We start from the raw sequence: 23999 nt of genomic DNA on the forward strand, positions 1-23999 counted from the left end.
TATTCTCGTCACAATCACAGTGGCGGCAGCTTGCTCAACGCCATATGCTCAAGTAATTGGCTCACGGTTGCATGCGTCATTTCGGTAATGGGCTGCGGATAAATCCCGAAACCCAGCACCAGGATGGCCAGCAGGCCCAGGATGAAGAACTCTCGTCGATTGATGTCCTGCAATGCGGCCACCTGGGGATTCGCGATCTCGCCGTAATACACGCGCTTGATCATCCACAAGGTGTAAGCGGCGCCAAAGATCAGGGTGGTCGCCGCCAGGAAGGCATACCAGAAATTCACCTGCACCGTGCCCAGGATCACCATGAACTCGCCGACGAAGCCGGATGTGCCTGGCAAGCCCGCATTGGCCATGGCGAACAGCACGGCAAAAGCCGTAAACACCGGCATGGTGTTGACCACGCCGCCGTAATCCGCAATCTGGCGCGAATGCATGCGGTCGTACAGCACGCCCACGGATAGGAACATCGCGGAAGAAATGAAGCCGTGCGAGATCATCTGCACGATCGCGCCTTCCAGGCCCAGCGGGTTGAACAGGAAAAAGCCCAGGGTGACAAAGCCCATGTGCGAAATGGACGAATAGGCGATCAGCTTCTTCATGTCCTTCTGCACCAGGGCCACCAACGCGATATACACCACGGCGATCAACGACAGGGTGATCATGAAGCCCGCCAGGTAATGCGACGCGTCCGGCGCAATGGGCATGGCGAACCGCAGGAAGCTATATCCGCCCAGCTTGAGCGCGATCGCGGCCAGCACCACCGAGCCGCCTGTCGGCGCCTCGACGTGGGCGTCCGGCAGCCAGGTATGTACGGGCCACATCGGGATCTTGACGGCAAACGCCATGAAGAAGGCGATGAATATCCAGACCTGCACGTCCAAGGCCAACGGCATGCGGTAATACTCGGCGATATCGAAACTGCCGCTCTGGTGATACAGGTAGATGAACGCCACCAGCATCAGCAACGAACCGAGCAAGGTATAGAGGAAGAACTTGATGGTGGCATAGACCCGGTTCGGCCCGCCCCAGACGCCGATCACCAGGAACATCGGGATCAGCATCGCCTCCCAGAAGATATAGTAGAGGATGGCGTCCAAGGCGGAGAATACGCCGATCATGATGCCGGACATGATGAGGAAGGCCGCCATGTATTGCGCCACCCGCTTCTCGATCACTTCCCAGCCGGCGATGACGACGATGAAGGTGGTAAAGCTGGTCAGCAGGATCAAGGGCACCGCAATCCCGTCTACGCCCAGATGGTATTGGATATTGAACGCAGGAATCCACTGCAGGCGCTCCACGAACTGGAAGCCGCCATATTGCGTATCGAAACCGAGATAGAGCGGCACGGTCACGACAAAGCCGGCAATGCTGCCGAGCAGGGCCAGCCAGCGCGCAGCGCCGGCGTGTTTGTCCCCGCCGGTGGACAGCACCAATACGCCTGCCAGGATAGGCACCCAGATCGACAGGCTCAGGAAAGGTAAGTCATTCATAGCTTGTTATATTTTCATGAAGACGGTGAGCAGGAGGAAAACGCCGATGATCATGGCAAACGCATAGTGGTACACCAAGCCGGTCTGCAGGCGCCTCACCAGTCCGGCAACGCAGGCCACCAGGCGCGCAGAGCCGTTCACCAGCAGGCCGTCTATCAGCTTGACATCCCCGATCTGCCAAAGCTTGCCGCCGAGGAAGCGCGAACCGCCGGCAAAGAATTTTTCATTGAAGCTGTCAAAGCCGTACTTGTTGTCGAGGATGCGATAGACCAGCCCGAACCTGTCCTTGATCGCTGCCGGGATATCCGGGCGCTTCATGTAGAAGAACCAGGCCAGCGCCACGCCGGAAGCCGCGAGGATGAACGGCAGCGATGTCAGCCCATGCAGCGCCATCGCCCATGCGCCGTGGAAATGATGCGCCAGCTCGTGCATTGCGCCGTGCTGCTGGTGATCCACATAGATGATGTCGTTGAAGTAATCGCCGAACACCATCGCATCGATCGCGACATAACCGATCAGCACCGAGGGAATGGCCAGCAGCACCAACGGCACCGTCACCACCCATGGGGACTCATGCGGCTTGTCGTGCGGCCCCAGCCCATGATGGTGCTCGTCATGTTGGTCATCGTGGTGGTGTTCGTCATGATGGTCGTGGGCTTTTTCCTGCATCCATTTTTCCTTGCCGTGGAAGACGAGGAAATACATGCGGAAGGAATAGAACGCGGTGACGAACACGCCTGCGAGCACGGCAAAATAGGCAAAGCAGCTGCCAGGAGTATGGGAGAAACTGACGGCCTCGATGATGGAATCCTTGGAGTAGAAGCCGCTGAACAATGGCGTGCCGATCAGCGCCAGCGAGCCGACCAAGGAGGTGATCCAGGTGATCGGCATGTATTTGCGCAAGCCGCCCATGTTGCGCATGTCCTGGTCGTGGTGCATGCCCATGATCACCGACCCGGCCCCGAGGAACAACAAGGCCTTGAAGAAGGCATGCGTCATCAGGTGGAAAATCGCCACCGAATAGGCGGAAACGCCCAGCGCCACAGTCATGTAGCCAAGTTGCGACAGGGTGGAATACGCCACCACCCGCTTGATGTCGTGCTGGATGATACCGAGGAAGCCCATGAACAAGGCCGTGATCGCGCCGATCACCAATACGAACGACAATGCCGTGGTCGACAGCTCATACAATGGCGACATGCGCGCCACCATGAAGATGCCGGCCGTCACCATGGTAGCGGCATGGATCAATGCGGAGATCGGGGTCGGGCCTTCCATGGAATCCGGCAGCCAAACGTGCAGCGGCACCTGCGCCGACTTGCCCATGGCGCCGATGAACAGCAGGATGCAGATCACCGTCATCAATGACCACGGATGCCTCGGAACCAGCTCAACCGTGGTATCGGCAAATTGCGGCGCAATCGAGAACACGGCGGCGTAATCCAGGCTGCCGAGATAGTACAGCACCATGCCGATACCGAGCAGGAAGCCGAAATCCCCTACCCGGTTCACCAGGAATGCCTTTAGATTGGCATAGATCGCCGTCGGCCGCTTGTACCAGAAGCCGATCAACAAGTAAGACACCAGCCCCACCGCTTCCCAGCCGAAGAAGAGCTGCATGAAGTTGTTGCTCATCACCAGCATCAGCATCGAGAAGGTGAACAGCGAAATGTAGCTGAAGAAACGGCTGTAGCCGGGGTCTTCCGCCATGTAGCCTATGGTGTAGATATGCACCATCAGCGAGACGAAGGTCACCACCACCATCATGGTCGCCGTGAGGCGGTCGACGAGGAAGCCCACCTCGAAGCGGTGCCCGCCGCTGGTCAGCCAGGTATAGACCGTGCCGTTGAAGACATTGCCGTGCAATGCGTCCATGAATACACAGACAGACAAGGCAAACGATGCAGCCACGCCGGCAATCGTCAGCCAATGCGCCGAGGCGCGGGGCAACTGGCGGCCGAACAGTCCGACCACGGCGGCGGCGAACAATGGCAGCAGGGGAATCCAGAGATACAGGCTTTGCACCGTCATGCCAATACTCCAGGACTCAACACGGCATGCCGAATGAAAATTTGCGGGGCTTGCATGGTTTATCCTTTCAAGCTGCCAATATCATCGACATTGATGGTTCTCAAATTGCGGAACAGCAGGACGAGAATCGCCAGGCCAATTGCAGACTCGGCCGCCGCCACGGTGAGGATGAAGAAGACGAATATCTGCCCGGCAAGGTCATTCAGATAGTGCGAGAACGCAATGAAATTCATGTTCACCGCCAGCAGCATCAGTTCGATCGCCATCAGCAGCACAATCACGTTCTTGCGGTTGAGGAAAATGCCGATCACGCTGATGGCGAACAATATCGAGCCCAAAATCAGGTAGTGAGAGAGTCCTACGCTCATTGCTGCATCCCCATTCTTATTTCTTTTCAACCACAGGTTCTGATGAAGCCAGTACGACTTCCTTTTCTGCCGGCATGCTGACGATGCGCACGCGGTCGGCGCGCTTGACCTTGACCTGCTCCGCAGGATCCATGAACTTGGAATCCTTGCGTTCGCGCAAGGTCAGCGCGATCGCCGCCACGATCGCGACCAGCAGCACGACGGAAGCCAGCTCGAACGGCAGCAGGTAGTCGGTGTACAGCTGGCGGCCGATCTCAGCAGTATTGCTATATCCCGCCGGCCGGGGCGCAGGCGCGCTTAGCATGTCCGCGCTGAAATGCTTACTGCCCAGGATCATCACCATTTCGGCGGCCATGAGAAGGCCGACTGGCAAGGCAACCGGCAATGCGTTCCAGAACCCTTCGCGCAGCTTGTCGAGATTGATGTCGAGCATCATCACGACGAAGAGGAACAGCACCATCACCGCGCCTACGTAAACCAGCACCAGGGCAATGGCAAGGAATTCGGCCTCCAACAGCAGCCAGATGCCTGCGGCAGTGAAAAAAGCCAATACCAGGAACAAGGCGGCATGCACCGGGTTGCGGGCCGTAATCACGCGCAATCCGGCAAACAGCAGGATGGCGGCTAGGGCGTAAAAAACATAATCCTGGAATATCATGATGCTCTCCTCATGGATACAAGCGCATTGGCAGCGCCATATCCATCACTCCTCCTCGTGGCTTTCTTAGATCGGCTTAACAAAACTCTCCCGGCGTTGTTGCCCTGCCTGGTCATACAACAACTGTACTGCCTGCGGCAGAGCGCCTCGCTAGGACCGCCTTGCTGGGTTTTGTTAAGCCGCTCTTATTATCAAATTTCTAGCGATACCGGGCATCCACTGCACGGTCCGCGGCAATCTGTTCTTCGTACTTGTCGCCAACGGCCAGCAGCATGGGCTTGGTATACAGCAAATCCCCGCGCTTCTCGCCGTGGTAATCGAAAATCCTGGTCTCGACAATCGAATCCACCGGGCAGGATTCTTCGCAAAAACCGCAGAAAATGCATTTGGTCAGATCGATGTCGTAACGCGTGGTGCGGCGGGTATTGTCTTCACGCTGCTCGGACTCGATCGTGATCGCCAGGGCCGGGCATACCGCTTCGCACAGCTTGCAGGCAATGCAGCGCTCCTCGCCGTTGGGATAGCGGCGCAGCGCATGCAGGCCGCGGAAGCGCGGGCTCATGGGCGTGCGCTCTTCGGGGAACTGCACGGTGACCTTGCGCGCGAAGAAGTAGCGGCCGGTCAGGGCCATGCCCTTGACCAGCTCAAGCAGCATGAAACTTGCGAACAATTCTTTTATCTTGCTGATCATCCTAGTTTCTCAATGAAATGGTTTCTCAAGTAAGCCAATCGCTCAATGAAACAAATAAGCCCAGCGCGTCTGCATCATCGCGCCCACAAACAATATCCAGACCAAGGTCACGGGGATGAACACCTTCCAGCCCAGGCGCATGATCTGGTCGTAGCGGTAGCGCGGGAAGGTGGCACGGAACCAGAGGAAGAAGAACAGCAAGGCCGCGACCTTGAACAACAGCCACAAGATGCTGTCGGGCAGGAACGGCACAGGCGACAGCCAGCCGCCGAGGAACATCAGCGCCGCGAGCATGGCCACGAGGATCATATTGGCGTATTCCGCCAGGAAGAACACTGCGAAGGCCATGCCGGAATACTCCACATGGAAGCCGGCCACGATTTCCGACTCGCCCTCCGCCACGTCGAACGGCGCCCGGTTGGTCTCCGCCACCGCACTGATGAAATAGACGACAAACAAAGGGAACAGAGGCAGCCAGTACCATTGCCAAAAGCCGCCAGACTGGGCGAGGACGATCTTGCCCAGGTTGAGACTGTTGGCAGACATCAGCACACCCACCAGCGCGAAGCCCATCGCGATTTCATAGGAAACGATCTGTGCGGCGGAGCGCAGCGATCCGAGAAAGGCGTACTTGGAATTGGAAGCCCAGCCCGCAATGATCACGCCGTACACGGCGACAGAGGTCATCGCCAGGATATAGAGCAGGCCTGCGTCGATGTCCGCGAGCACCAGGGTCAGGTCGAACGGCACCACGGCCCAGGCCGCCAATGCTGGCGCGATCGCCAGCACCGGGCCTAGCAGGAACAAGGTGCGGTTCGCCGCGCTCGGGATGATGATTTCCTTCATCAGCAGCTTGATGCCGTCCGCCAATGGCTGCAGCAGGCCGCGATAACCGACACGGTTCGGCCCGAGGCGTACCTGCATGAAGCCGATCACCTTGCGTTCGGCTAAGGTCAGGTAGGCCACGGCACCCATGAGCGGCAGGACGATGGCAATGATCTTGAGCAGGTTCCAGACCACGGGCCAAAGCGGCCCCAGCAGGGTTTGCACTTCCGCGATCATGCGACCACCTCATCCGCCGGCTGCTCGACAGGAATACGCTCTACCGTAATCTCGCCGAGCAAATCGCCCAAGCCCGCGGTTTGTGGCAAGGCGCCGGGAATCCGCACGCAGCCATGCGGCACGCGGATATCCGCATGCGCTTCCAGCACAGCGCTGCCTTCGCCTTGCCTGACCAGGATACGTTCCCCTTCCTGGATGCCCAGCTTCTGCATCTGCTCGGGATGCAGCGCAGCCAGTACCGCCTTCGCTACCTGGCGCGTCTTCTGCAAAGGCGGCGAGCGGCGGACAATGCCGTCGGACTGGAGCTGAGGAATTTCACCCACGCGCTGCAAATCGCTATCCAGTTTGACCTTGATCTCGACATCGATCAGCTCTCGCAGGTTGTTGTTCAAGGTGCGCCAGACAACGGCCGAAGGCTTCTCGCCGCCGAATATCTCGTCCTTGATCTGCTCGGTGCTGTCAAAATCGAAATGGCTCACGCTGGCAAGATTGCCCAATACGCGCAGCACCTTCCAGCCGGGGCGCGCTTCGGCCAATGCCTTGGTCACGGCGGTAAAGCTCTGCACCCTGCCCTCCATGCTCATGAAAGTGCCGGAGGTTTCGGTAAACGGCGTGATGGGCAAGAGGATATCGGCATCACGCTCCAGCGCTTCCGACTTGTACGCGGTCAATGCCACCACGCACTCCGCCTGCTGCAATGCATTTCTCGCCAGGCTGGGGTTATGGCAATCCAGCTCGGGCTCCACATTGACCAGCATATAGGCCTTGCGCGGCGATTCCAGCATGGTGCGGGCGTTCAGGCCGCCGGCCTTGGGCATGGCGCCGACCAGGTTGGCGCCGACGCTGTTGGCGCCGGCGCTCAATACGCCGAACGTCGCGCCGCACAGGGAGGCAATCGCTTCGGCCAGGCTGAATATTTCTGTATAGCGCGGATGGTGCTGGGAGATATTGCCCAGGAATACGGCGGAGCGCGGGCTGATCAAGTCCATGGTTTCGCCATGGCCTGTCAGGCTGAGGGCGATAGCCTTGCTGTTGTCCCAGACGCTGACGCCTTCCAGCAATTCGCTCAAGGATTTGGGCAGGCACAGGGAAAGCCTTTCCATGCCCGAAACGGCCTTGAGTATCTGCGACAGCACGTTGACCATGTCGTTCGGCGAGCAGATGGCCTTGTGCTTGATCGGGATCAAAGGGTCGTCATCCAGCGGGTTCACCACGGAAAGCTCAGCCCCGTTGGCAACCGCGCGGCGGATGCGCTGGGCCAGCAAGGGGTGTTCGTTGCGGAGGTTGCCGCCGATCACCAGGATGCGGTCCATTTCCTGCACATCGGGGATGTTGCAACCCATCCAGATCACGCCAAGGCGCTTGCCGTCATGACGGAAGTCGGTGTGGCGCAGCCGGTAGTCGACATTGTCCGAACCCAGGCCGTGGGCGAACTTGGTGGCGAGGTAAGCTTCCTCCATGGTGCTATTGGGCGAGACCAGCACGCCCAGCGCATCCCCGCCCTCGCTGTTCACGATATCCTTGATCTGTCCCGCAGCCAGCTCGAGCGCGGTTTTCCAGTCGGTTTCATGCCAGGCGCCATTGTGCTTGACCATGGGCACCTTGAGCCGGTCGGGGCTGTTCAATCCTTCGTAGGAAAAACGGTCGCGGTCGGACAGCCAGCATTCATTGATGGTTTCCTTTTCGCGCGGCAGCACGCGCAGCACCTTGCCGTCCTTGATATGCACCTCGATATGCGAGCCCAAGCCGTCATGCGGCGCAATGGAGGGTCGGCGGATCAGCTCCCAGCTGCGCGCGGTGTAGCGGAACGGCTTGCTGGTCAGGGCGCCCACCGGGCAAAGGTCGATGATGTTGCCGGAAAGCTCCGAATCGACGCTCTTGTCGACATAGGCCGTGATCTCGGCATGTTCGCCGCGGTTGATCAACCCCAGCTCCATCATGCCGCCGACTTCCTTGAGGAAGCGCACGCAGCGAGTGCACTGGATGCAGCGCGTCATGTCGGTGGATACCAGGGGACCGATGTTCTTGTTGATGACGACGCGCTTTTCCTCGGTGTAGCGCGATGCGGGCGCGCCATAGGCCACCGCGATATCCTGCAGGTCGCACTCGCCGCCCTGGTCGCAGATCGGGCAATCGAGGGGATGGTTGATCAGCAGGAACTCCATCACGCTCTGCTGGGCTTCCACCGCAGCCTTGGAGCGCGTGAATATTTTCATGCCGTCGGCCACGGGCGTGGCGCAGGCGGGCAGCGGCTTGTTGAATTTCTCCACCTGCACCAGGCACATGCGACAATTGGCCGCGACGGAAAGCTTTTTGTGATAGCAGAAGCGCGGAATGGCAATGCCCAACTGGTCGGCTGCATCGATGATGGTGGAGCCGTGCTCTACCTCGACCTGCTTGCCATCTATCTCGACATTAAGCATAGGCTACCTCTTGCTGCGCCTGGCCTTGCCCTGCCAGGCCGTCCTCCACCATGCTGCGGCCATGGCGGATGTAGTATTCGAATTCGGGGCGGAAATGCTTGATGAAACTCAGCACCGGCGTCGCGGCCGCATCGCCCAGCGCGCAAATGGTACGGCCGGAGATATTGCTGCTGACGTCGGTCAGCAAGTCCAGGTCTTCCAGCCGGCCTTGCCCGTCGACAATGCGCTTGATGACCCGGTATAGCCAACCCGTGCCTTCTCGGCACGGCGTGCATTGCCCGCAAGATTCCTCGAAGAAGAAATAGGACAAGCGCTTGAGGGTTTTCACCATGCAGGTGGTTTCGTCCATGACAATCATGGAGCCGGCGCCCAAGCTCGAACCCGCCTTGGAAAGACCATCGTAATCCATGGTCGCTCCCATGATGGCTGAAGCTGGTAAAACGGCAGTTGACGGCCCTCCGGGGATGACGGCTTTCAACTGACGCCCCTTCCATACACCTCCAGCCAGTGCCAGCAATTCAGCAAAAGGAATGCCCATGTTCACCTCGTAATTCCCGGGCTTGTCTACGTGACCCGAGATCGAGAAGATTTTGGTTCCCCCTGAATTGGCGACACCAAGTTCCTGAAAAGCTTGGCCGCCGTGCTCCATGATCCATGGTATCGACGTGTATGACTCCGTATTGTTCACATTGGTCGGCTTGCCAAACACGCCGTAGCTGGCAGGAAAAGGCGGCTTGAACCTCGGTTGCCCCTTCTTGCCCTCTATCGACTCGATCAATGCAGTCTCCTCGCCACAGATATAAGCGCCGTAGCCGTGTACTGCATATAGATCGAAACTGAAGTCGGTGCCGAACAGTCGTTCGCCGAGATAGCCCGCTGCTCGCGCCTCGTCGAGCGCCGCTTCGAATATCTCGTAATCCTGCCAGATTTCACCGTGAATATAGTTGTAACCCACCCGCGCGCCCAGGGTATAGGCTGCGATCGCCATGCCTTCGATCAACTGGTGCGGATTGTAGCGGATGATGTCCCGGTCCTTGAAGGTGCCAGGCTCGCCCTCATCGGTATTGCATACCAAGTACTTGGTGCCGTCGAAATAGCGCGGCATGAAGCTCCACTTGAGGCCAGTTGGGAAACCAGCCCCGCCTCGCCCGCGCAAGCCGGAGAGCTTGACCTGGCTGATGATCTCGGTGGCTTTGACCTTCTCGGTCACCAGCCGCTTCAGCTGGGCATAGCCGCCCACCTTGAGATAAGTATCCAGCGACGCAGGATTCTCTTGCCCGACGGTACGCAAGCAAACCAATGTTTGTGTCGCGCTCATTTCTCGAGGCCCTCCAATATCTGGTCCACCTTCTCCGGCGTCAGGAACTCATGCATTTCGGTATTGTTGATATGGAACAACGGCGCCCCGCCGCAGCATCCCATGCATTCACCTTCCTTGAGGGTAAAACGCGCATCTGCCGTGGTTTCATTGAAGCCAATGCCCAGGCGCTTCTGCAAATGCTCCACGATTTCGGCGGAATCGCGCAGCATGCAGGAAATATTGGTGCACACCGTGATCTTGTACTTGCCGACCGGCTCCAGTTCGTACATGTTGTAGAAGGTCGCCACTTCCAGTGCGGCGATGGCGGGAATACCAAGGAAGTCGGCTACTTCCGAGATCGTCTCTTTCGACAGCCAGCCCTTCTCGGTCTGTGCGATCCGCAATGCGGACATCACCGCCGCCTGGCGGTGCTCGGGCGGGTATTTGGTCAACTCGCGGTCGATCTTGGCTAAGGATTCAGCAGACAAACTCATCGGTCAATTTCTCCGAATACAATATCCTGCGTACCGATAATCGCCACCAGGTCGGCGATCATGTGGCCGCGCGTCATTTCGTCCAGAGCCGCCAAATGGGCAAAGCCCGGTGCACGGATTTTCACGCGGTATGGCTTGTTCGCACCATCGGAAATCAAATAGATACCGAACTCGCCCTTGGGATGCTCGACTGCGGCATAGGCTTCGCCCGCAGGAACGTGGAAACCCTCGGTAAACAACTTGAAGTGATGGATCAGCGCCTCCATGTCGTGCTTCATCTCTTCACGTGGAGGGGGCGCGACCTTGGTATTGTCGCTGATGACCGGTCCCGGGTTCTTGCGTAGCCAGTCTATGCACTGCTTGACGATGCGGTTGGATTGGCGGAACTCCTCGATGCGCACTAGGTAGCGATCGTAGCAGTCGCCGTTCACGCCTACCGGGATATCGAAATCGAGCCGGTCGTATACCTCGTAAGGCTGCTTCTTGCGCAAATCCCAGGCAAAGCCGCTGCCGCGCAGCATCGGCCCGGTCAATCCCAGCGCCAAGGCGCGCTCGGGCGACACCACGCCTATGCCCACGGTACGCTGTTTCCAGATGCGATTGTCCGTCAGCAATGTTTCATATTCATCGACATAGGCCGGAAAGCGGTCAGTGAAATCTTCGATGAAATCCAGCAGCGAACCCTGGCGGTTCTCGTTGAGCTGCTTGACGTCTTCCTTGCTGCGCACCGCCGATTCCTCATACTGCGGCATGCGGTCCGGCAGGTCGCGATAGACGCCGCCAGGGCGGTAGTAGGCCGCATGCATGCGCGCGCCGGATACCGCTTCGTAGCAATCGAACAGATCTTCGCGTTCACGGAACGCATAAAGGAACACCGTCATCGCCCCCACGTCCAACGCATGCGCGCCCAGCCAGAGCAGGTGGTTGAGGATGCGGGTAATCTCGTCGAACATCACGCGGATGTACTGCGCGCGCAAAGGCACTTCCAGCCCGAGCAGTTTCTCGATCGCCATGACGTAGGCATGCTCGTTGGCCATCATGGACACGTAATCCAGGCGGTCCATGTAAGGCACCGACTGTAGGTAGGTGCGGTTCTCGGCAAGCTTTTCCGTCCCGCGGTGCAGCAGGCCGATATGCGGATCAGCGCGCTGGATCACCTCGCCATCAAGCTCCAGCACCAACCGCAACACGCCATGCGCTGCAGGGTGCTGCGGGCCAAAATTCATGGTGTAATTCCTGATTTCAGCCATGATGAAAGCCTTCTTCGCGGATCACCCTGGGCACATTGTTGCGCGGGTCTATCGTCACCGGCTGATAGATCACGCGCTGCTGCTCGGGGTCGTAGCGCATTTCCACATTGCCTATCATCGGGAAATCCTTGCGGAACGGATGGCCGACAAAACCGTAATCCGTCAGCAGGCGCCGCAGGTCGGGATGGCCCTCATACATGATGCCGAACAAATCGAAGGACTCGCGCTCGAACCAGTTGGCGGCCGGCCAGACATCCACCACGGTAGGCAATACCGGGAAATCATCGTCCAGCGCGAACACGCGCAGGCGCAGCCGCTGGTTCAAGCTGACAGAAAGAAAATGGTATACCGTGGCATAGCGCAGGCCGGACCACGAACCCTCGCCATAATCGGCATAATCGACGCCGCACAAGTCGATCAATTGCTCGAATTTCAACAGCTTGTGATCGCGCAACAGGTTGGACACCTCCAGCAAGCATGGCGCTTTGCACTCGATCGTGATCTCGCCTCCATCGTCCTTGAGGCGGGTCATGCTTTCCCCGAGCACTTGCTGCAAGTTCTGCTTTAATTGTTCCAGGCGCGTCATTGTGTCGGCTCTCAGCGGGCTATCGTATTGGTACGCTTAATCTTGTTCTGCAATTGGATGATGCCGTAGAGCAAGGCCTCGGCAGTCGGCGGGCAGCCTGGGACATAGACGTCCACGGGCACGATACGGTCGCACCCGCGCACGACGGCATAAGAGTAGTGATAATAACCGCCGCCATTGGCGCATGAACCCATCGAGATCACCCAGCGCGGCTCGGCCATCTGGTCATAGACCTTGCGCAATGCCGGCGCCATCTTGTTGACCAGCGTACCTGCCACAATCATGACATCGGACTGGCGGGGACTGGGACGGAATACAATGCCGAAACGGTCCAGGTCGTAGCGTGCCGCGCCGGCATGCATCATTTCCACCGCGCAGCAAGCCAGCCCGAACGTCATCGGCCACAGGGAGCCGGTACGGGTATAGTTGATCACCGTATCCAGCGTGGTGGTCACAAAGCCTTTTTCGAGTACGCCTTCAATGCTCATGCCAGATTACCTCTTACTCCCATTCCAGCGCCCCCTTCATCCATTCATAGACGAAACCCACGACCAGTATCCCAAGGAAGACCATCATCGCCAGAAAGCCGAACAGGCCGATTTCCTGCAAGACGACGGCCCAGGGGAAAAGAAAGGCGATTTCAAGGTCGAACAGGATGAACAGGATGGCAACCAGGTAATAGCGCACGTCGAATTTCATGCGCGCATCTTCGAACGCTTCAAAACCGCATTCATAGGGAGAATTCTTTTCAGCATCAGGACGATTGGGAGAAACCAGCTTGCCAAGCACAATAGGAGCGACACCGACACCAAGACCCACAATGATGAACAGCAATATCGGGAAGTAGTTCTCCAGCACGTTCTAACCCTATACAAATCAGCCTTGAGGAAATCAAGTTCATTCAACTTGACAGCGGTAACGATGCATTCATCATACCCCGCATTTGTTAATGAATTGTAACATGAAAATTACAACTAAACAGCCCGGAATGCCGCCACAGGGGCTGATTTTACCATTAGCAATTGTTTCATATGATGTTTAGCTGCAAATAACCTTATAAAACCAGGGTTAAAATGCAATCAAATTAACTTTTTGTTACAAAAATAACCCCACAAGATACAGGTTATACCCGCAAAAACCTCAATAGTTCACAGGGATTTCAATTTATTCATACAAGACGAAAACGACAAGATTTCCAGACGTCAGCCCGCAAAGCATCGAACACTTCAAGAGATCATCAGGCATCAAGAAAAGGTGATTCAGCGGCAACAACACTTTCTGTTGCAACACCGCCTCAAGAGGGAAGGCGGGAAGAAGGACAGATCGGAAGACATCAAGAAAAAACAGGCCCGGATGGGCCTGCATGAGTTTGGAAGATTCAATGCGTGCAATCGCATTGATGAATATGGTATTGCCGTCATATTTCAATTAAATGAAACAAGAACTAGCTCCAGCCACAAAGCAGACAACGCTCACCTCGCATGGCCTTCTTAACAGCAATTAAAGCCAATAAAAAAACCCGCACAACACTTAGGTTAATGCGGGTTTTACGATCGATTTCTCGATTTATTTGGTGCCGACGGTGAGACTCGAACTCACACGGCTTTCGCCACTACCCCCTCAAGATAGCGTGTCTACCAATTCCACCACGACGGCAATGGGCTCACGCCCGAAAACTTTTAATTACTGAGGTACGTCCTTTGCCGATGTAGGTTCAGCAGGCTTGGGCACGTCAGAAACAGGAGCGGATTTTACCACGGACTTCTGTACCACGCTGCCTTGTTCAGAACGGTGGCTGGCCAAGTATGCAAGGCTCATGCTGGTCACGAAAAAGATCGCAACGCAGATGGCGGTTGCACGGCTCATGAAGTTGGATGAGCCGCTGACACCAAACAGGCTGCCCGAAGCGCCGCTACCAAACGCAGCGCCCATGTCGGCACCCTTGCCATGCTGCAACAATACCAAGCCGACTACGCCCAGCGCTGCAATCACATGAATGACGGTTACGATTGTTTCCATTTTCTCTTTTAAATCCCCTGCCTGAGTGTAAACTCAGCAAGCAGCGCGACAAATTCTTTCAAAATCATCGGCATCCAAAGAACACCTGCCGATCAATCCGCCGTCTATATCCGGCATAGACAGCAATTGTGCCGCATTTCTCGGATTTACGCTACCCCCATAGATGATTCTTACGCTTTCCGCCGCCCCGGGATGCATGGCGGCAACACGCTCGCGAATGAAGGAATGCGCAGCGCGCGCCTGTTCCGGCGTGGCCGTCTTGTTGGTGCCGATGGCCCAGACCGGCTCGTAGGCAATCACGGCCTGGTCGAGCAAGGCGCCGCCCGAGACGGATAGGATGGCGTCCAGCTGGTTGGCGATCGCATATTCCATGACCCCCGACTCGCGCTCCTGCAGGGTTTCGCCGACGCAAAAGATAGGGGTGATGCCGTAATGCTTGGCGATGGCGAACTTGTCGGCAATGTTGGCATCGCTTTCGCAGTAGGCGTCGCTACGCTCCGAGTGCCCGACGATGACGTAGCTGGCGCCAAACTCCTTGAGCATGGCGGCGCTGACTTCGCCGGTATAGGCGCCATTCTCGTGCTTGGCCACATTCTGCGCGCCCCAGGCGATATTGGTGTTGCTGAGCATTTCCTGGGCCTGGAACAGGTAGGGATAAGGGACGCAGACAGCGATATCCGCGTGGTCCACACCCTGCAAGCGACGTACGAGCGCTTCCAGCAACCTTTTGTTCTGAGCAAGGTTGCCATTCATTTTCCAGTTGCCGACAACCAGCTTGCGACGCATAAAAAACCCGAAAAGTTTACTTGATATTGTTGGTCGATATTACAGTGCAGCCATTGGGCCGGTCAACGCACGCGGCCCCGGCTAGACTGGCTCCTGCCAATGCTGCAGGCATAGCTGTACGGACTGCGCACCGCGAAACTCGTTCACTTGCATTTGGTACACCGCATGCACCCGCTCAGGCAGGAAATGCTCCTGCCTGAAGAAGATGGCGTCAAACACCTGGCCTGATTTTTCCAGGCTCAGCTTGAGATGCCGTTCCCCGACAATGCGCTGGTTGACGACGCGGAACTCGTCCAGGAATAACGGCGGAGGGAATCCCTGCCCCCATACCTGGCGCTCCAACGCATACGCCATGTCCAGCCCGGCATCCTCTACGGACAATGAGCCGTCGACCTCGATCACGGCCTCAAGCTGCTGTTGGGTCAACAGGCTAGCAACCACTTGCTCAAACGCTGCATCGAACCGCGGAAAATCCTGTTCGCGTATGCTCAAGCCCGCCGCCATGGCATGCCCGCCGAACTTCAGCAGCAGCCCTGGTTCGCGTTTGGAAAGCAGGTCGAGCGCATCGCGCAGGTGCAGGCCGGCAATCGAGCGCCCGGAACCCTTGATGACGCCGTCGCCCGCGGATGCGAATGCAATCACGGGGCGATGAAAACGCTCCTTGATGCGGGAGGCCAGGATGCCGATCACGCCCTGGTGCCAGCCGTCACGGAACAGGCTCAGACTATAGCGTCCGGCAGCATCGATCTCGTCCAGCACCGCCAGGGCGTCATCCTGCATATCGGCCTCGATATTGCGCCGTTCCTGATTCAGCTCATGCAGTTGCTGCGCCATCTGCCGGGCCGATGCCATATCCGGCGCCAACAGGCAGGCGATGCCCAGCGTCATGTCGTCAAGACGCCCCGCCGCGTTCAGGCGCGGGCCGATACTGAAACCCAGGTCCTGTGGACCGGCCTTGGCATAGTCGCGCCCCGCCACCTCGAACAAGGCCAGCACGCCGGGGCTGCATTTGCCTGCACGGATGCGACGCAGGCCCTGCTCGACCAGGATGCGGTTGTTGTCGTCCAGCCGCACCAGGTCGGCCACGGTGCCCAGCGCCACCAGGTCCAGCAGCTCGGTCAGGTTGGGTTCGGAACCTGCATCGAACGTCCCCCGCCGGCGCAACTCTGCGCGCAGTCCGAGCAGGACGTAAAACATCACGCCGACGCCCGCCAGGTTCTTGCTGGGAAAATCGCATCCGTGTTGATTCGGGTTGACGATGCACGCCGCACGAGGCGTCTCATCCCCGGGCAAATGGTGGTCCGTCACGAGCACAGGAATGCCAAGCGCATGGGCCGCATCGACCCCGTCGACACTGGCGATGCCGTTATCCACAGTCAGGATCAGGTCAGGCTGATGGCCGGCGGCCAATGCCACGATTTCCGGCGTCAAGCCGTAACCGTACTCGAAGCGGTTCGGCACGAGGAAATCCACGGCAGCGCCCATGCTGCGCAACCCCTTGACGGCCACCGCCGTGGCGGTTGCGCCGTCGGCATCGTAGTCGCCCACCACCATGATGCGCTTGCCTGCCGCAATCGCATCTGCCAGCAGAGTCGCCATTTCGGGGTTGCCCGTCAGTCGTTCCGGCGCAATCAGGCGGGCCAGACTTGCCTCCATCTGGCCGATATCCCGTACGCCACGCGCGGCAAACAATCGCGCCATGGTGGGGCGCACGCCCGCCCCGACCAATGCCTCATAGGCATCCTGCTCAATATTTCTCTGTATGATCTGCACCATCAAAAATACGTTTCCAATGCTGTTGGCTTGCGCCAGAATTTATATACATCAACCGGCTTAAGCTGCAACTGCAGCATGCGATCGAACCACGGGAAATATATCTCCAGCTGCTGTATGCGCCGCGCTTTCAATGCCTGCCATAACAGCCCACCCCAGCCCGCCCCCAGCCCGGCATATGAAGACTGCACGACGGCTTGTGCGCAGGATTCCTGCAACACTGCCTGCAGATTGGTCTCGGCAGCATGCTCCAGGCTTGCGCGCTCTGCCATGCCTCTCACGCTGGCGTCGCCGCTATACACCTTGCACGGCACTGCCTTGGCCTGGCCTGGCGACACGCCGCCCCCATGCAGCCAGACGCTATTGGCGGCAAGCTCGCCGCGCGCTTCCCTCGCCTGATTGGCTTCATGGCTGAACAACAGCATCTGCATTTCATTGAGCAGTTGCCGCCAGTGCTGCGCATCATCCCCTTGTGGCAGCCAGGGTGTCACGTCGCGCCCGGCGGCAACGCTGATCGAGGTGGTCGACAGTGCCGGCGCCGATTGCAGCTTGAGGTGCCAATGCCCTTGTGCTCCCGGCAGGAACTCGAATCCCTCCCCGGCAAAATGCCGGTTGAGACTGGTCCGCAATGCCTCGCTTTCCTCGGCGCCCAGCGCCAGCGGCGCCGGCTGGGCAAGCGAGAAAGAGTCCCGCTGCAACATGAGATGCACCGGGCTTGCCAGCATCCAGTACGCCCCGTCTACGGACAATCGATTTCCCAGGCGTGCCAATGCGGCGAGCGGCCAGTCCTGCTGCTTTGCAATGCCGAACTGTTGGCACAGATAGGCTTCCCAGCCTGTCGCTAGCCACTGCACCCGGCCTCGCGCCAGCAGCCGCAGCAAGGCATCATCGGCCGCCATGGCAGCCCGGCTTTCAGCAGTATCAGCAAGAAAGATTTGCAATTTCACACAGATGTCACTTTGTCATGAAGCAGGTTGAGCGCTAAGATAGAAGGACATTCTCCGCTTAGCAACAAGGTTTATGGATATTATTTTATGGCGTCACGCTGAAGCCGAAGAAGGCTCTCCCGATCTTGCCCGCGAGCTTACCCCGAAAGGGGAGCAACAGGCGGCAAAAATGGCAGCCTGGCTGAAACAGCACATGCCAGCCGATACCCGCATTCTTGTGAGCCCTGCCAGACGCACGCAACAGACAGCCAACGCCCTCGGGCTGGAGTTTACCACTTTGGACGAGCTTGCCCCGGGTTCATCGCCCCAGGTATTGCTTGATGCGGCAGGCTGGCCGCTGGGTAAAGACAGCGTGCTCATCATCGGCCACCAGCCGACGCTGGGCATGGCTGCAGCCTATGCCATGACGCGCCGCATGCAGTATTGGAGCATCAAGAAAGGGGCTGTTTGGTGGATCGCCAACCGCCGCCGCGGCGAGGAAGAGCAAACCATACTGCGCGCCATGGTCACGCCAGAGCTGATTTGATGAGCATCCCATCCATCCCAACCACCCATCGCTCTGGGGAGAACAAGTGAGTACCGTGCTGATTGCCAACCCCAAGGGAGGAAGCGGCAAGACGACGCTGGCGACCAACCTGGCCGGGTATTTCGCCAGCCGAGGACGGCACGTGGTGCTTTCAGACATGGACCGGCAGCGCTCCGCACTGCAATGGCTGGAGCGTAGGCCGTACAAGCTGCCATTGATCCATGGCCAGGATGGCCGCGGCAAATACACCAACAGCCTCAGCGCCGATTGGACCATTGTCGACTCCCCGGCCGGGTTGCGCGGCGAAAAGCTAAGCCAGGCCGTCAAGGATGCCGATTTCATCCTCGTCCCCATGCAGCCGTCTGCTTTCGACATGGGAGCGACGCGGGATTTCCTGCAAGTGCTGCAGGAGGAGAAATCCGTGCGCAAAGGCCGCACTTTCGTCGCGATGGTCGGCATGCGCGTGGACAACCGCACGCGCGCCGCCTTGGCCTTGCAGGATTTCCTCGCAAAATCGGGCTTCCCTTCCGTCGGCAACCTGCGCAATGCCCAGGTGTACGCCCTCGCGGCGGAGCAAGGCGCCAGCCTGTTCGACATCCGCCCGTCCCAGGTCAGCCGCGATTTGCAGCAATGGGCTCCGCTGCTGCACTGGTTGGTCAACGCTAACAAGCAAAAATAAACACCAGGAGGGAATATGCCCAACGAGATCGAGCTCAAGCTGCGCATTGCCAAGGAGGACATTCCCCGCCTGCGCCGGCATGCCGCCATCCGCAAGCACCTGGCAGAAAGAGCCGTCACGCGCCGCCTGGTGAGCACCTACTACGACACGCCCGACTTGCAGCTGCTCGACCAGCGCGTGAGCCTGCGGGTACGGCGCATGGCCGGCGGCTGGTTCCAGGCGGTCAAGGCGGCAGGCCATTCCCTTGCGGGGCTGCACCAGCGCCTGGAGTGGGAAGACATCATCTCCAAAGGGGAGCCTGATTACACCAAGATCACTGATCCCAGCCTTACCCCTATTTTTGACGATCCCGTCCTCCGGCAGGCGTTGCTTCCCATCTTCACCACCGATATGCGCCGTACCGAATGGCAGCTGGATTACCAAGGCAGCCACATCGAGCTGTCGCTGGATGACGGTCTCTTGATCGCAAAGGACCACCGTCAGCCGCTCATCGAGATCGAACTGGAGCTGAAGAGCGGCAAGGTCGCGCACCTGTTTGCGCTCGCGCTCGAGCTGCAATCCGACATCCCGCTCACCATAGAAAACGTCAGCAAAGCCCAGCGCGGCTATGCCTATTACCGTGATTTCCCGCAGCAGGCCTCCAAAGCCAAGCCTGCAGGCCTGACGCCCAAGGACAGCCCGGGAGAAGCCTTCGAGAAGGCGGGCTGGGAATGCCTGCGCCAGTTGCAAAGCAACCAGGCGATCGCAATACAGGGCGACGATCCGGAAGGCGTGCACCAGATGCGGGTGGCGCTGCGCCGCCTGAAGGTGGCCTTGAAAGCCTTTGGCAGCCAGGACGATGTGCTCGGCGATGAAATCGACTGGCTCAATGATTTGCTCGCCAAGGCGCGCGACCTCGATGTACTGCTGCATGAAACCCTACCGGGCCTGAAGCTGCCCGCAGATGAGCTGCAGCAGGCCCAAGCCCACGTTGCCCGCGCAAGAAGCCAGGCATACGGCGCGTTACGCAACGGACTGAGGCAATCACGCTATCAAAGCCTGCTGCTCACGCTGGGCCACCTGTTTGCCATGGGATTGCCCGCAATCCGTCACGCCGTATCCAAGACCGCCGCATCGCATTTGCGCAACACGCATAAGAAACTGCTCAAGCAAGGCAAGCGACTCAGCAAGCTGTCCGTGGAGAAAAGGCACAAGCTGCGCATCCTGGCGCGCCGCCTGCGTTACGCGGTCGAATTATTCAGCCCGCTTTATCCGGGCAAGAAAGCGGAAAAACAAACGGCCAAACTGCTGGATGCATTGAGCGGAATCCAAGCCAGCCTCGGGGCGCTCAACGACCTTGCCGTCACCAACCGCACCCTGGAGCGCATGAGCAAGCGCAACCCTGGCCTGCAACCGGCCTGGCTCGCCTGGCAGCAGGCCGCGCGCAAACGGGAAAAGCGCCAGATTGCCGACCTGCCGGCGCTATGGAAGGCGTTTCAACAAGCCCCTGCCGCCTGGTAAAGGTGCCATGTCGGGCAAAATCCACTAAACTCGCCTCCATTCTCTCAACTCCACACATACAGGGATCACAATGAATCTGGAAAAAGTCATTTTCGGCTTCTTCATCGTACTGGCGATGACCCTTAACTTCGGTTTCTTCGTCGGGGGCAGCGGCAACCCCATCGAACACCATATCTATGAGCTGTATACCGCGATCGTGGTGAACCTGATCGCCACAGTGCTCAAGTTCGGCGACCGTTCGCAGATCGGCGCCATCCACCTGTCCACCAGCCTGGTCGCTGACCTGCAATTGATCGCGGCAGCCATCGTCTGGGTAGTCGCCAGCGCCGAAGAATCCGGCACGGCCGCGCGCGTCGTCTCGCTCAGTGGCGGAGCCCTGCTCGCCAATATCACCTCGGTCATCCTGCTGCTTGCGGAAACGATTACGCTACGCCGGTAAATCCTGAGCGGAACCGCTTGTGAACAATATTTTCTTCCTGATCCTGCGGCGCATGCGCGCGCCGCTGATCACCGTGATTGTCAGCTACACCATCGCGATTGTCGGGCTGACATTGATGCCTGGCGTCGATAATCACGGCAACCCCTGGCATATGAGCCTGTTCGAGGCTTTTTATGTCATCAGCTATACGGCCACCACCATTGGCTTCGGCGAAGTCCCTTTCCCCTACAGCGATGCGCAGCGGCTATGGATGACCTTCTCCATCTATTTCACGGTCATCCCCTGGTTTTACGCCATAGGTAAGATCATTTCACTGTTCCAGGACCCCGCACTCAAGCAAGCGCTCACCACCAACAGCTTCGCCCGGGCCGTGGATCACCTGCACGAGCCCTTCTTCATCGTCTCGGGCTATGGTGAAACCGGCAGCCTGCTGGTGAAGGCGCTGGACCACAAAGGCATACGCGTCGTGGTCACCGAAGTGAACCAGGACCGCGTCAACGACCTGGAGCTCGAAGACTACCAGTTCGACATCCCGGTGCTCTGCGCCGATGCCAAGATGCCTGACACCTTGCTGCGCGCGGGAGTGCGCCATCCCATGTGCAAGGGCATCGCCGCGCTCACCGACAACGACCATGTCAACCTGGCGGTGGCGGTGGCGGCCAAGCTGCTCAACCCCGACCTCATGGTGCTGGCGCGGGCGGAAGACGACGAGGTCGCCGCCAACATGGCCTCGTTCGGCACCGATCATATCCTCAACCCCTACACCTTGTTTGGCGACCAGCTCGGTATGGAGGTTCACGCGATCGGGACTTACCTGCTGCACCAATGGCTCACCGGCGTGCCGGGCGATATCCTGACCCTGCCCAAGGTACCCCCCATTGGCAAATGGATCGTGTGCGGCTACGGGCGTTTCGGCAAGGCGGTGGTGGAAAACCTGGAGCGCGAGCAAATCACGACCATCGTCATCGAGGCCGACCCCGAGCTCACGCACTGCGAAAACTGCATCGTCGGCAGCGGCACCGAAGCTTCGACGCTGAAAGCGGCAGGGATAGACGATGCCGTGGGCATCATCGCCGGCACCAACAATGACATCAACAACCTGTCGATCGTGATGACCGCGCAAAAGATGAACCCCAACCTGTTCGTCGTCGTGCGCAAGAACCGCCGCTTCAACGAGCCCCTGTTCGAGCACTTCAATGCCGATATCTCGATGGATCCCAGCGACATCATTGCGCATGAATGCCTGGCCCGCATGATCACCCCGATGATGACGCATTTCCTGCAGCTGGTGCGCACGCAGGATAACAGCTGGGCCAACCAACTGATCAGCCGCCTAGTGGGCGTGGTGGGCGAGAACGTACCGGATGCCTGGGGCGTGACCGTGGATGCGGAACACAGCCCCGCTGTCGCCAACCTGATTGCCTGGGGACTGCCCGTGACGCTCAATGCATTGACGCGCGACCCCGGCAACCGCACGCAGAAACTAGACCTGGTCCCCCTCATGCTGGTACGCAGCGGCCAATACACCTTGCTGCCGGAAGTCACCGAGCAGTTGCACGTTGGCGACCGCTTGCTATTCTGCGGCAGCGCCATGGCCAAGAGCGTGCAACCGATCACCCTGAGCAACCACAAGACCCTCACGTGGATCATCAATGGCCGCGAAATTGCCGACGGCTGGCTCTGGCGCTGGGTGACGCGCAAGCTCACCCGCTTGCGCAAGTTGCGCAAACAAGCACAGCAGTAACACTGCTGGCGATAGCCTGTTCAACATTTCTTCATGGGATATGTTGTCCCGGCCCTGAGATACCAGCATAGGTATCCGGCGAACCATTGGCACGATTCAAGGGGGACGTATGATCCGCAATCTCAGCGCTTTGGCAATCAGCTCGCTGCTTCTCGCCTGCTCCACTCCCGTCACCAAGCAAACCGCTATCGACCAGCAGGTCAGCGAATCTGAAAAAGCCATCCAGCATGAGCTGGCCTTCCAGAACCAGGCGAAGCGGCACCTGCACGCCATGCGCGTCGCCTTGCCGATATTGCGAACCTCCGCCCCGCACTGCGGTAGCAACACTGCTCCCCACCTTGGCTTCCTCGCATATTACCAGTCGCAGTTTCAAGGCGACGTGCAGCGCGCGGCGGTCAAACACTGGAACTTGACCGACGACTACAAAGTAGTGGAAATCTTTGCCGGCAGCCCCGCCGAAAACGCCGGGTTGCAAAAAGGCGATGTGATCGTCCGCATCAACAACCAAACCGTCAGCAGCAAGCAGGCTGACCTCAAGGCATTGATTGCGGCGCCCCACACACCAGGCCGGGAAATCGCCGTCGACATCCTGCGTGCCGGCGAGGCCCAGACCCTCCATATTCCCATGGACGTGGTATGCAACTATCCCGTGACGGTGGTCACCGCGGACGATGTCAACGCTTATGCCGATGGTAAAGGGATTTACATCACCAGCGGCATGCTGCGCTTTACCGAAAACGACGATGAACTGGCCACCGTGATTGGGCATGAGCTTGCGCACAACCAGATGGATCACATGGGCAAGAAATCCAACAACCAATTGCTGGGCGTCATTCTAGGGGCGGTCGTGACTGCGGTGACCGGCGTCGATGTCACCAACCTGGGAGGCAACCTCGGCGCCGGGGCATTCAGCCAGGACTTCGAGACGGAAGCCGACTATGTCGGCATCTATGCCACCGCTCGCGCAGGCTACGATATCAGGAGCGCGCCCAACTTCTGGCGGCGCATGGGCGCGGAGCACCCGAAGGCGATCTCACATGGCGCGTCGCACCCCAATACCGCCAACCGTTACCTGGCGCTGGACCAGGCGGTCAAGGAAATCGATGAAAAACAGCTACTGGGACAAGCGCTGGTACCCAACCTGAAGTAAGCGAGGCGGATGAAACATGCTTGGCTCTGTCTTCCTGCCTGCATCGCAGCGGATAGCCAGTATACCTGCGT

The 23999-nt window shown here is 58.7% G+C and carries 24 protein-coding genes and 1 tRNA gene; 6 read left to right on the forward strand and 19 right to left on the reverse strand.

Annotated elements, in window-relative coordinates; all coding sequences use genetic code 11:
• Nucleotides 1–14: 14 nt before the first annotated feature.
• From ACW4YW_RS10610 to ACW4YW_RS10700, 19 genes are all read right to left on the reverse strand, one after another.
• The gene (locus ACW4YW_RS10610; RefSeq protein WP_457137505.1) at nt 15–1502 is read right to left on the reverse strand and encodes an NADH-quinone oxidoreductase subunit M; all 1488 of its coding nucleotides are present in this window, start codon (nt 1500–1502) and stop codon (nt 15–17) included.
• 6 nt (nt 1503–1508) lie between these two features.
• Nucleotides 1509–3533: an NADH-quinone oxidoreductase subunit L gene (nuoL, locus tag ACW4YW_RS10615; RefSeq protein WP_457137506.1), complete on the reverse strand. Its 2025-nt coding sequence runs from the start codon at nt 3531–3533 to the stop codon at nt 1509–1511.
• A 59-nt stretch (nt 3534–3592) separates the two neighbouring features.
• A complete protein-coding gene (gene nuoK / locus ACW4YW_RS10620) occupies nt 3593–3901 on the reverse strand; it encodes an NADH-quinone oxidoreductase subunit NuoK (RefSeq protein WP_457137507.1) in 309 nt (102 codons plus the stop codon).
• Between the two features lie 16 nt (nt 3902–3917).
• Nucleotides 3918–4559, reverse strand: coding sequence for an NADH-quinone oxidoreductase subunit J (locus ACW4YW_RS10625; RefSeq protein ID WP_457137508.1), 642 nt, complete (start codon nt 4557–4559; stop codon nt 3918–3920).
• Nucleotides 4560–4758: 199 nt separating this feature from the next.
• Nucleotides 4759–5250, reverse strand: coding sequence for an NADH-quinone oxidoreductase subunit NuoI (gene nuoI, locus ACW4YW_RS10630; RefSeq protein ID WP_457137509.1), 492 nt, complete (start codon nt 5248–5250; stop codon nt 4759–4761).
• Between the two features lie 42 nt (nt 5251–5292).
• Complete coding sequence (gene nuoH / locus ACW4YW_RS10635; protein WP_457137510.1) at nt 5293–6312, reverse strand: NADH-quinone oxidoreductase subunit NuoH; 1020 nt, start codon at nt 6310–6312, stop codon at nt 5293–5295.
• Nucleotides 6309–8735 carry an NADH-quinone oxidoreductase subunit NuoG gene (gene nuoG, locus ACW4YW_RS10640; protein WP_457137511.1) on the reverse strand — a complete coding sequence of 809 codons (2427 nt, stop codon included), beginning with the start codon at nt 8733–8735 and terminating at the stop codon, nt 6309–6311. The genes nuoH and nuoG overlap by 4 nt, the downstream gene beginning before the upstream one ends.
• Complete coding sequence (gene nuoF / locus ACW4YW_RS10645; RefSeq protein ID WP_407996829.1) at nt 8728–10053, reverse strand: NADH-quinone oxidoreductase subunit NuoF; 1326 nt, start codon at nt 10051–10053, stop codon at nt 8728–8730. The genes nuoG and nuoF overlap by 8 nt, the downstream gene beginning before the upstream one ends.
• Entirely contained in the window at nt 10050–10529 is a 480-nt protein-coding gene (nuoE, locus tag ACW4YW_RS10650) for an NADH-quinone oxidoreductase subunit NuoE (RefSeq protein ID WP_457137512.1), read from the reverse strand. Before nuoE ends, nuoF begins: the two co-directional genes overlap by 4 nt.
• Nucleotides 10526–11779, reverse strand: coding sequence for an NADH-quinone oxidoreductase subunit D (locus tag ACW4YW_RS10655; RefSeq protein WP_457137513.1), 1254 nt, complete (start codon nt 11777–11779; stop codon nt 10526–10528). Before ACW4YW_RS10655 ends, nuoE begins: the two co-directional genes overlap by 4 nt.
• Complete coding sequence (locus tag ACW4YW_RS10660; protein WP_457137514.1) at nt 11772–12365, reverse strand: NADH-quinone oxidoreductase subunit C; 594 nt, start codon at nt 12363–12365, stop codon at nt 11772–11774. The genes ACW4YW_RS10655 and ACW4YW_RS10660 overlap by 8 nt, the downstream gene beginning before the upstream one ends.
• 11 nt (nt 12366–12376) lie before the next feature.
• Entirely contained in the window at nt 12377–12853 is a 477-nt protein-coding gene (locus ACW4YW_RS10665; protein ID WP_011480281.1) for a NuoB/complex I 20 kDa subunit family protein, read from the reverse strand.
• 13 nt (nt 12854–12866) lie between these two features.
• Complete coding sequence (locus ACW4YW_RS10670; protein ID WP_230346657.1) at nt 12867–13223, reverse strand: NADH-quinone oxidoreductase subunit A; 357 nt, start codon at nt 13221–13223, stop codon at nt 12867–12869.
• A gap of 306 nt (nt 13224–13529) precedes the next feature.
• Nucleotides 13530–13793 (reverse strand): hypothetical protein, encoded by a 264-nt coding sequence (locus tag ACW4YW_RS10675; RefSeq protein WP_457137515.1) that lies wholly within the window; start codon nt 13791–13793, stop codon nt 13530–13532.
• Between the two features lie 143 nt (nt 13794–13936).
• A tRNA-Leu gene (locus ACW4YW_RS10680) sits at nt 13937–14021 on the reverse strand.
• A gap of 27 nt (nt 14022–14048) precedes the next feature.
• A complete protein-coding gene (gene secG, locus ACW4YW_RS10685) occupies nt 14049–14384 on the reverse strand; it encodes a preprotein translocase subunit SecG (protein ID WP_309566676.1) in 336 nt (111 codons plus the stop codon).
• A gap of 33 nt (nt 14385–14417) precedes the next feature.
• Nucleotides 14418–15170 carry a triose-phosphate isomerase gene (tpiA, locus tag ACW4YW_RS10690; RefSeq protein ID WP_457137516.1) on the reverse strand — a complete coding sequence of 251 codons (753 nt, stop codon included), beginning with the start codon at nt 15168–15170 and terminating at the stop codon, nt 14418–14420.
• Nucleotides 15171–15251: 81 nt separating this feature from the next.
• Nucleotides 15252–16946 (reverse strand): single-stranded-DNA-specific exonuclease RecJ, encoded by a 1695-nt coding sequence (gene recJ / locus ACW4YW_RS10695; protein WP_457137517.1) that lies wholly within the window; start codon nt 16944–16946, stop codon nt 15252–15254.
• Entirely contained in the window at nt 16946–17842 is an 897-nt protein-coding gene (locus ACW4YW_RS10700) for a hypothetical protein (RefSeq protein WP_457137518.1), read from the reverse strand. Before ACW4YW_RS10700 ends, recJ begins: the two co-directional genes overlap by 1 nt.
• A 121-nt stretch (nt 17843–17963) precedes the next feature.
• Between ACW4YW_RS10700 and ACW4YW_RS10705 the strand changes: the two genes are divergently transcribed.
• From ACW4YW_RS10705 to ACW4YW_RS10730, 6 genes are all read left to right on the forward strand, one after another.
• On the forward strand, nt 17964–18416 hold the full coding sequence (locus ACW4YW_RS10705) for a SixA phosphatase family protein (protein WP_457137519.1): 453 nt from the start codon (nt 17964–17966) through the stop codon (nt 18414–18416).
• A 46-nt stretch (nt 18417–18462) separates the two neighbouring features.
• Entirely contained in the window at nt 18463–19095 is a 633-nt protein-coding gene (locus ACW4YW_RS10710; RefSeq protein WP_407993958.1) for a nucleotide-binding protein, read from the forward strand.
• A 15-nt stretch (nt 19096–19110) separates the two neighbouring features.
• Nucleotides 19111–20595 carry a CYTH and CHAD domain-containing protein gene (locus ACW4YW_RS10715; protein WP_457137520.1) on the forward strand — a complete coding sequence of 495 codons (1485 nt, stop codon included), beginning with the start codon at nt 19111–19113 and terminating at the stop codon, nt 20593–20595.
• Between the two features lie 70 nt (nt 20596–20665).
• On the forward strand, nt 20666–21034 hold the full coding sequence (locus tag ACW4YW_RS10720; protein ID WP_309566689.1) for a DUF6394 family protein: 369 nt from the start codon (nt 20666–20668) through the stop codon (nt 21032–21034).
• A gap of 52 nt (nt 21035–21086) precedes the next feature.
• Entirely contained in the window at nt 21087–22778 is a 1692-nt protein-coding gene (locus ACW4YW_RS10725; protein WP_457137570.1) for a potassium channel family protein, read from the forward strand.
• A gap of 109 nt (nt 22779–22887) precedes the next feature.
• Nucleotides 22888–23928 (forward strand): M48 family metalloprotease, encoded by a 1041-nt coding sequence (locus ACW4YW_RS10730; protein ID WP_457137521.1) that lies wholly within the window; start codon nt 22888–22890, stop codon nt 23926–23928.
• Nucleotides 23929–23999: the final 71 nt, after the last annotated feature.

The organism is Methylobacillus pratensis (genome assembly GCF_054072455.1).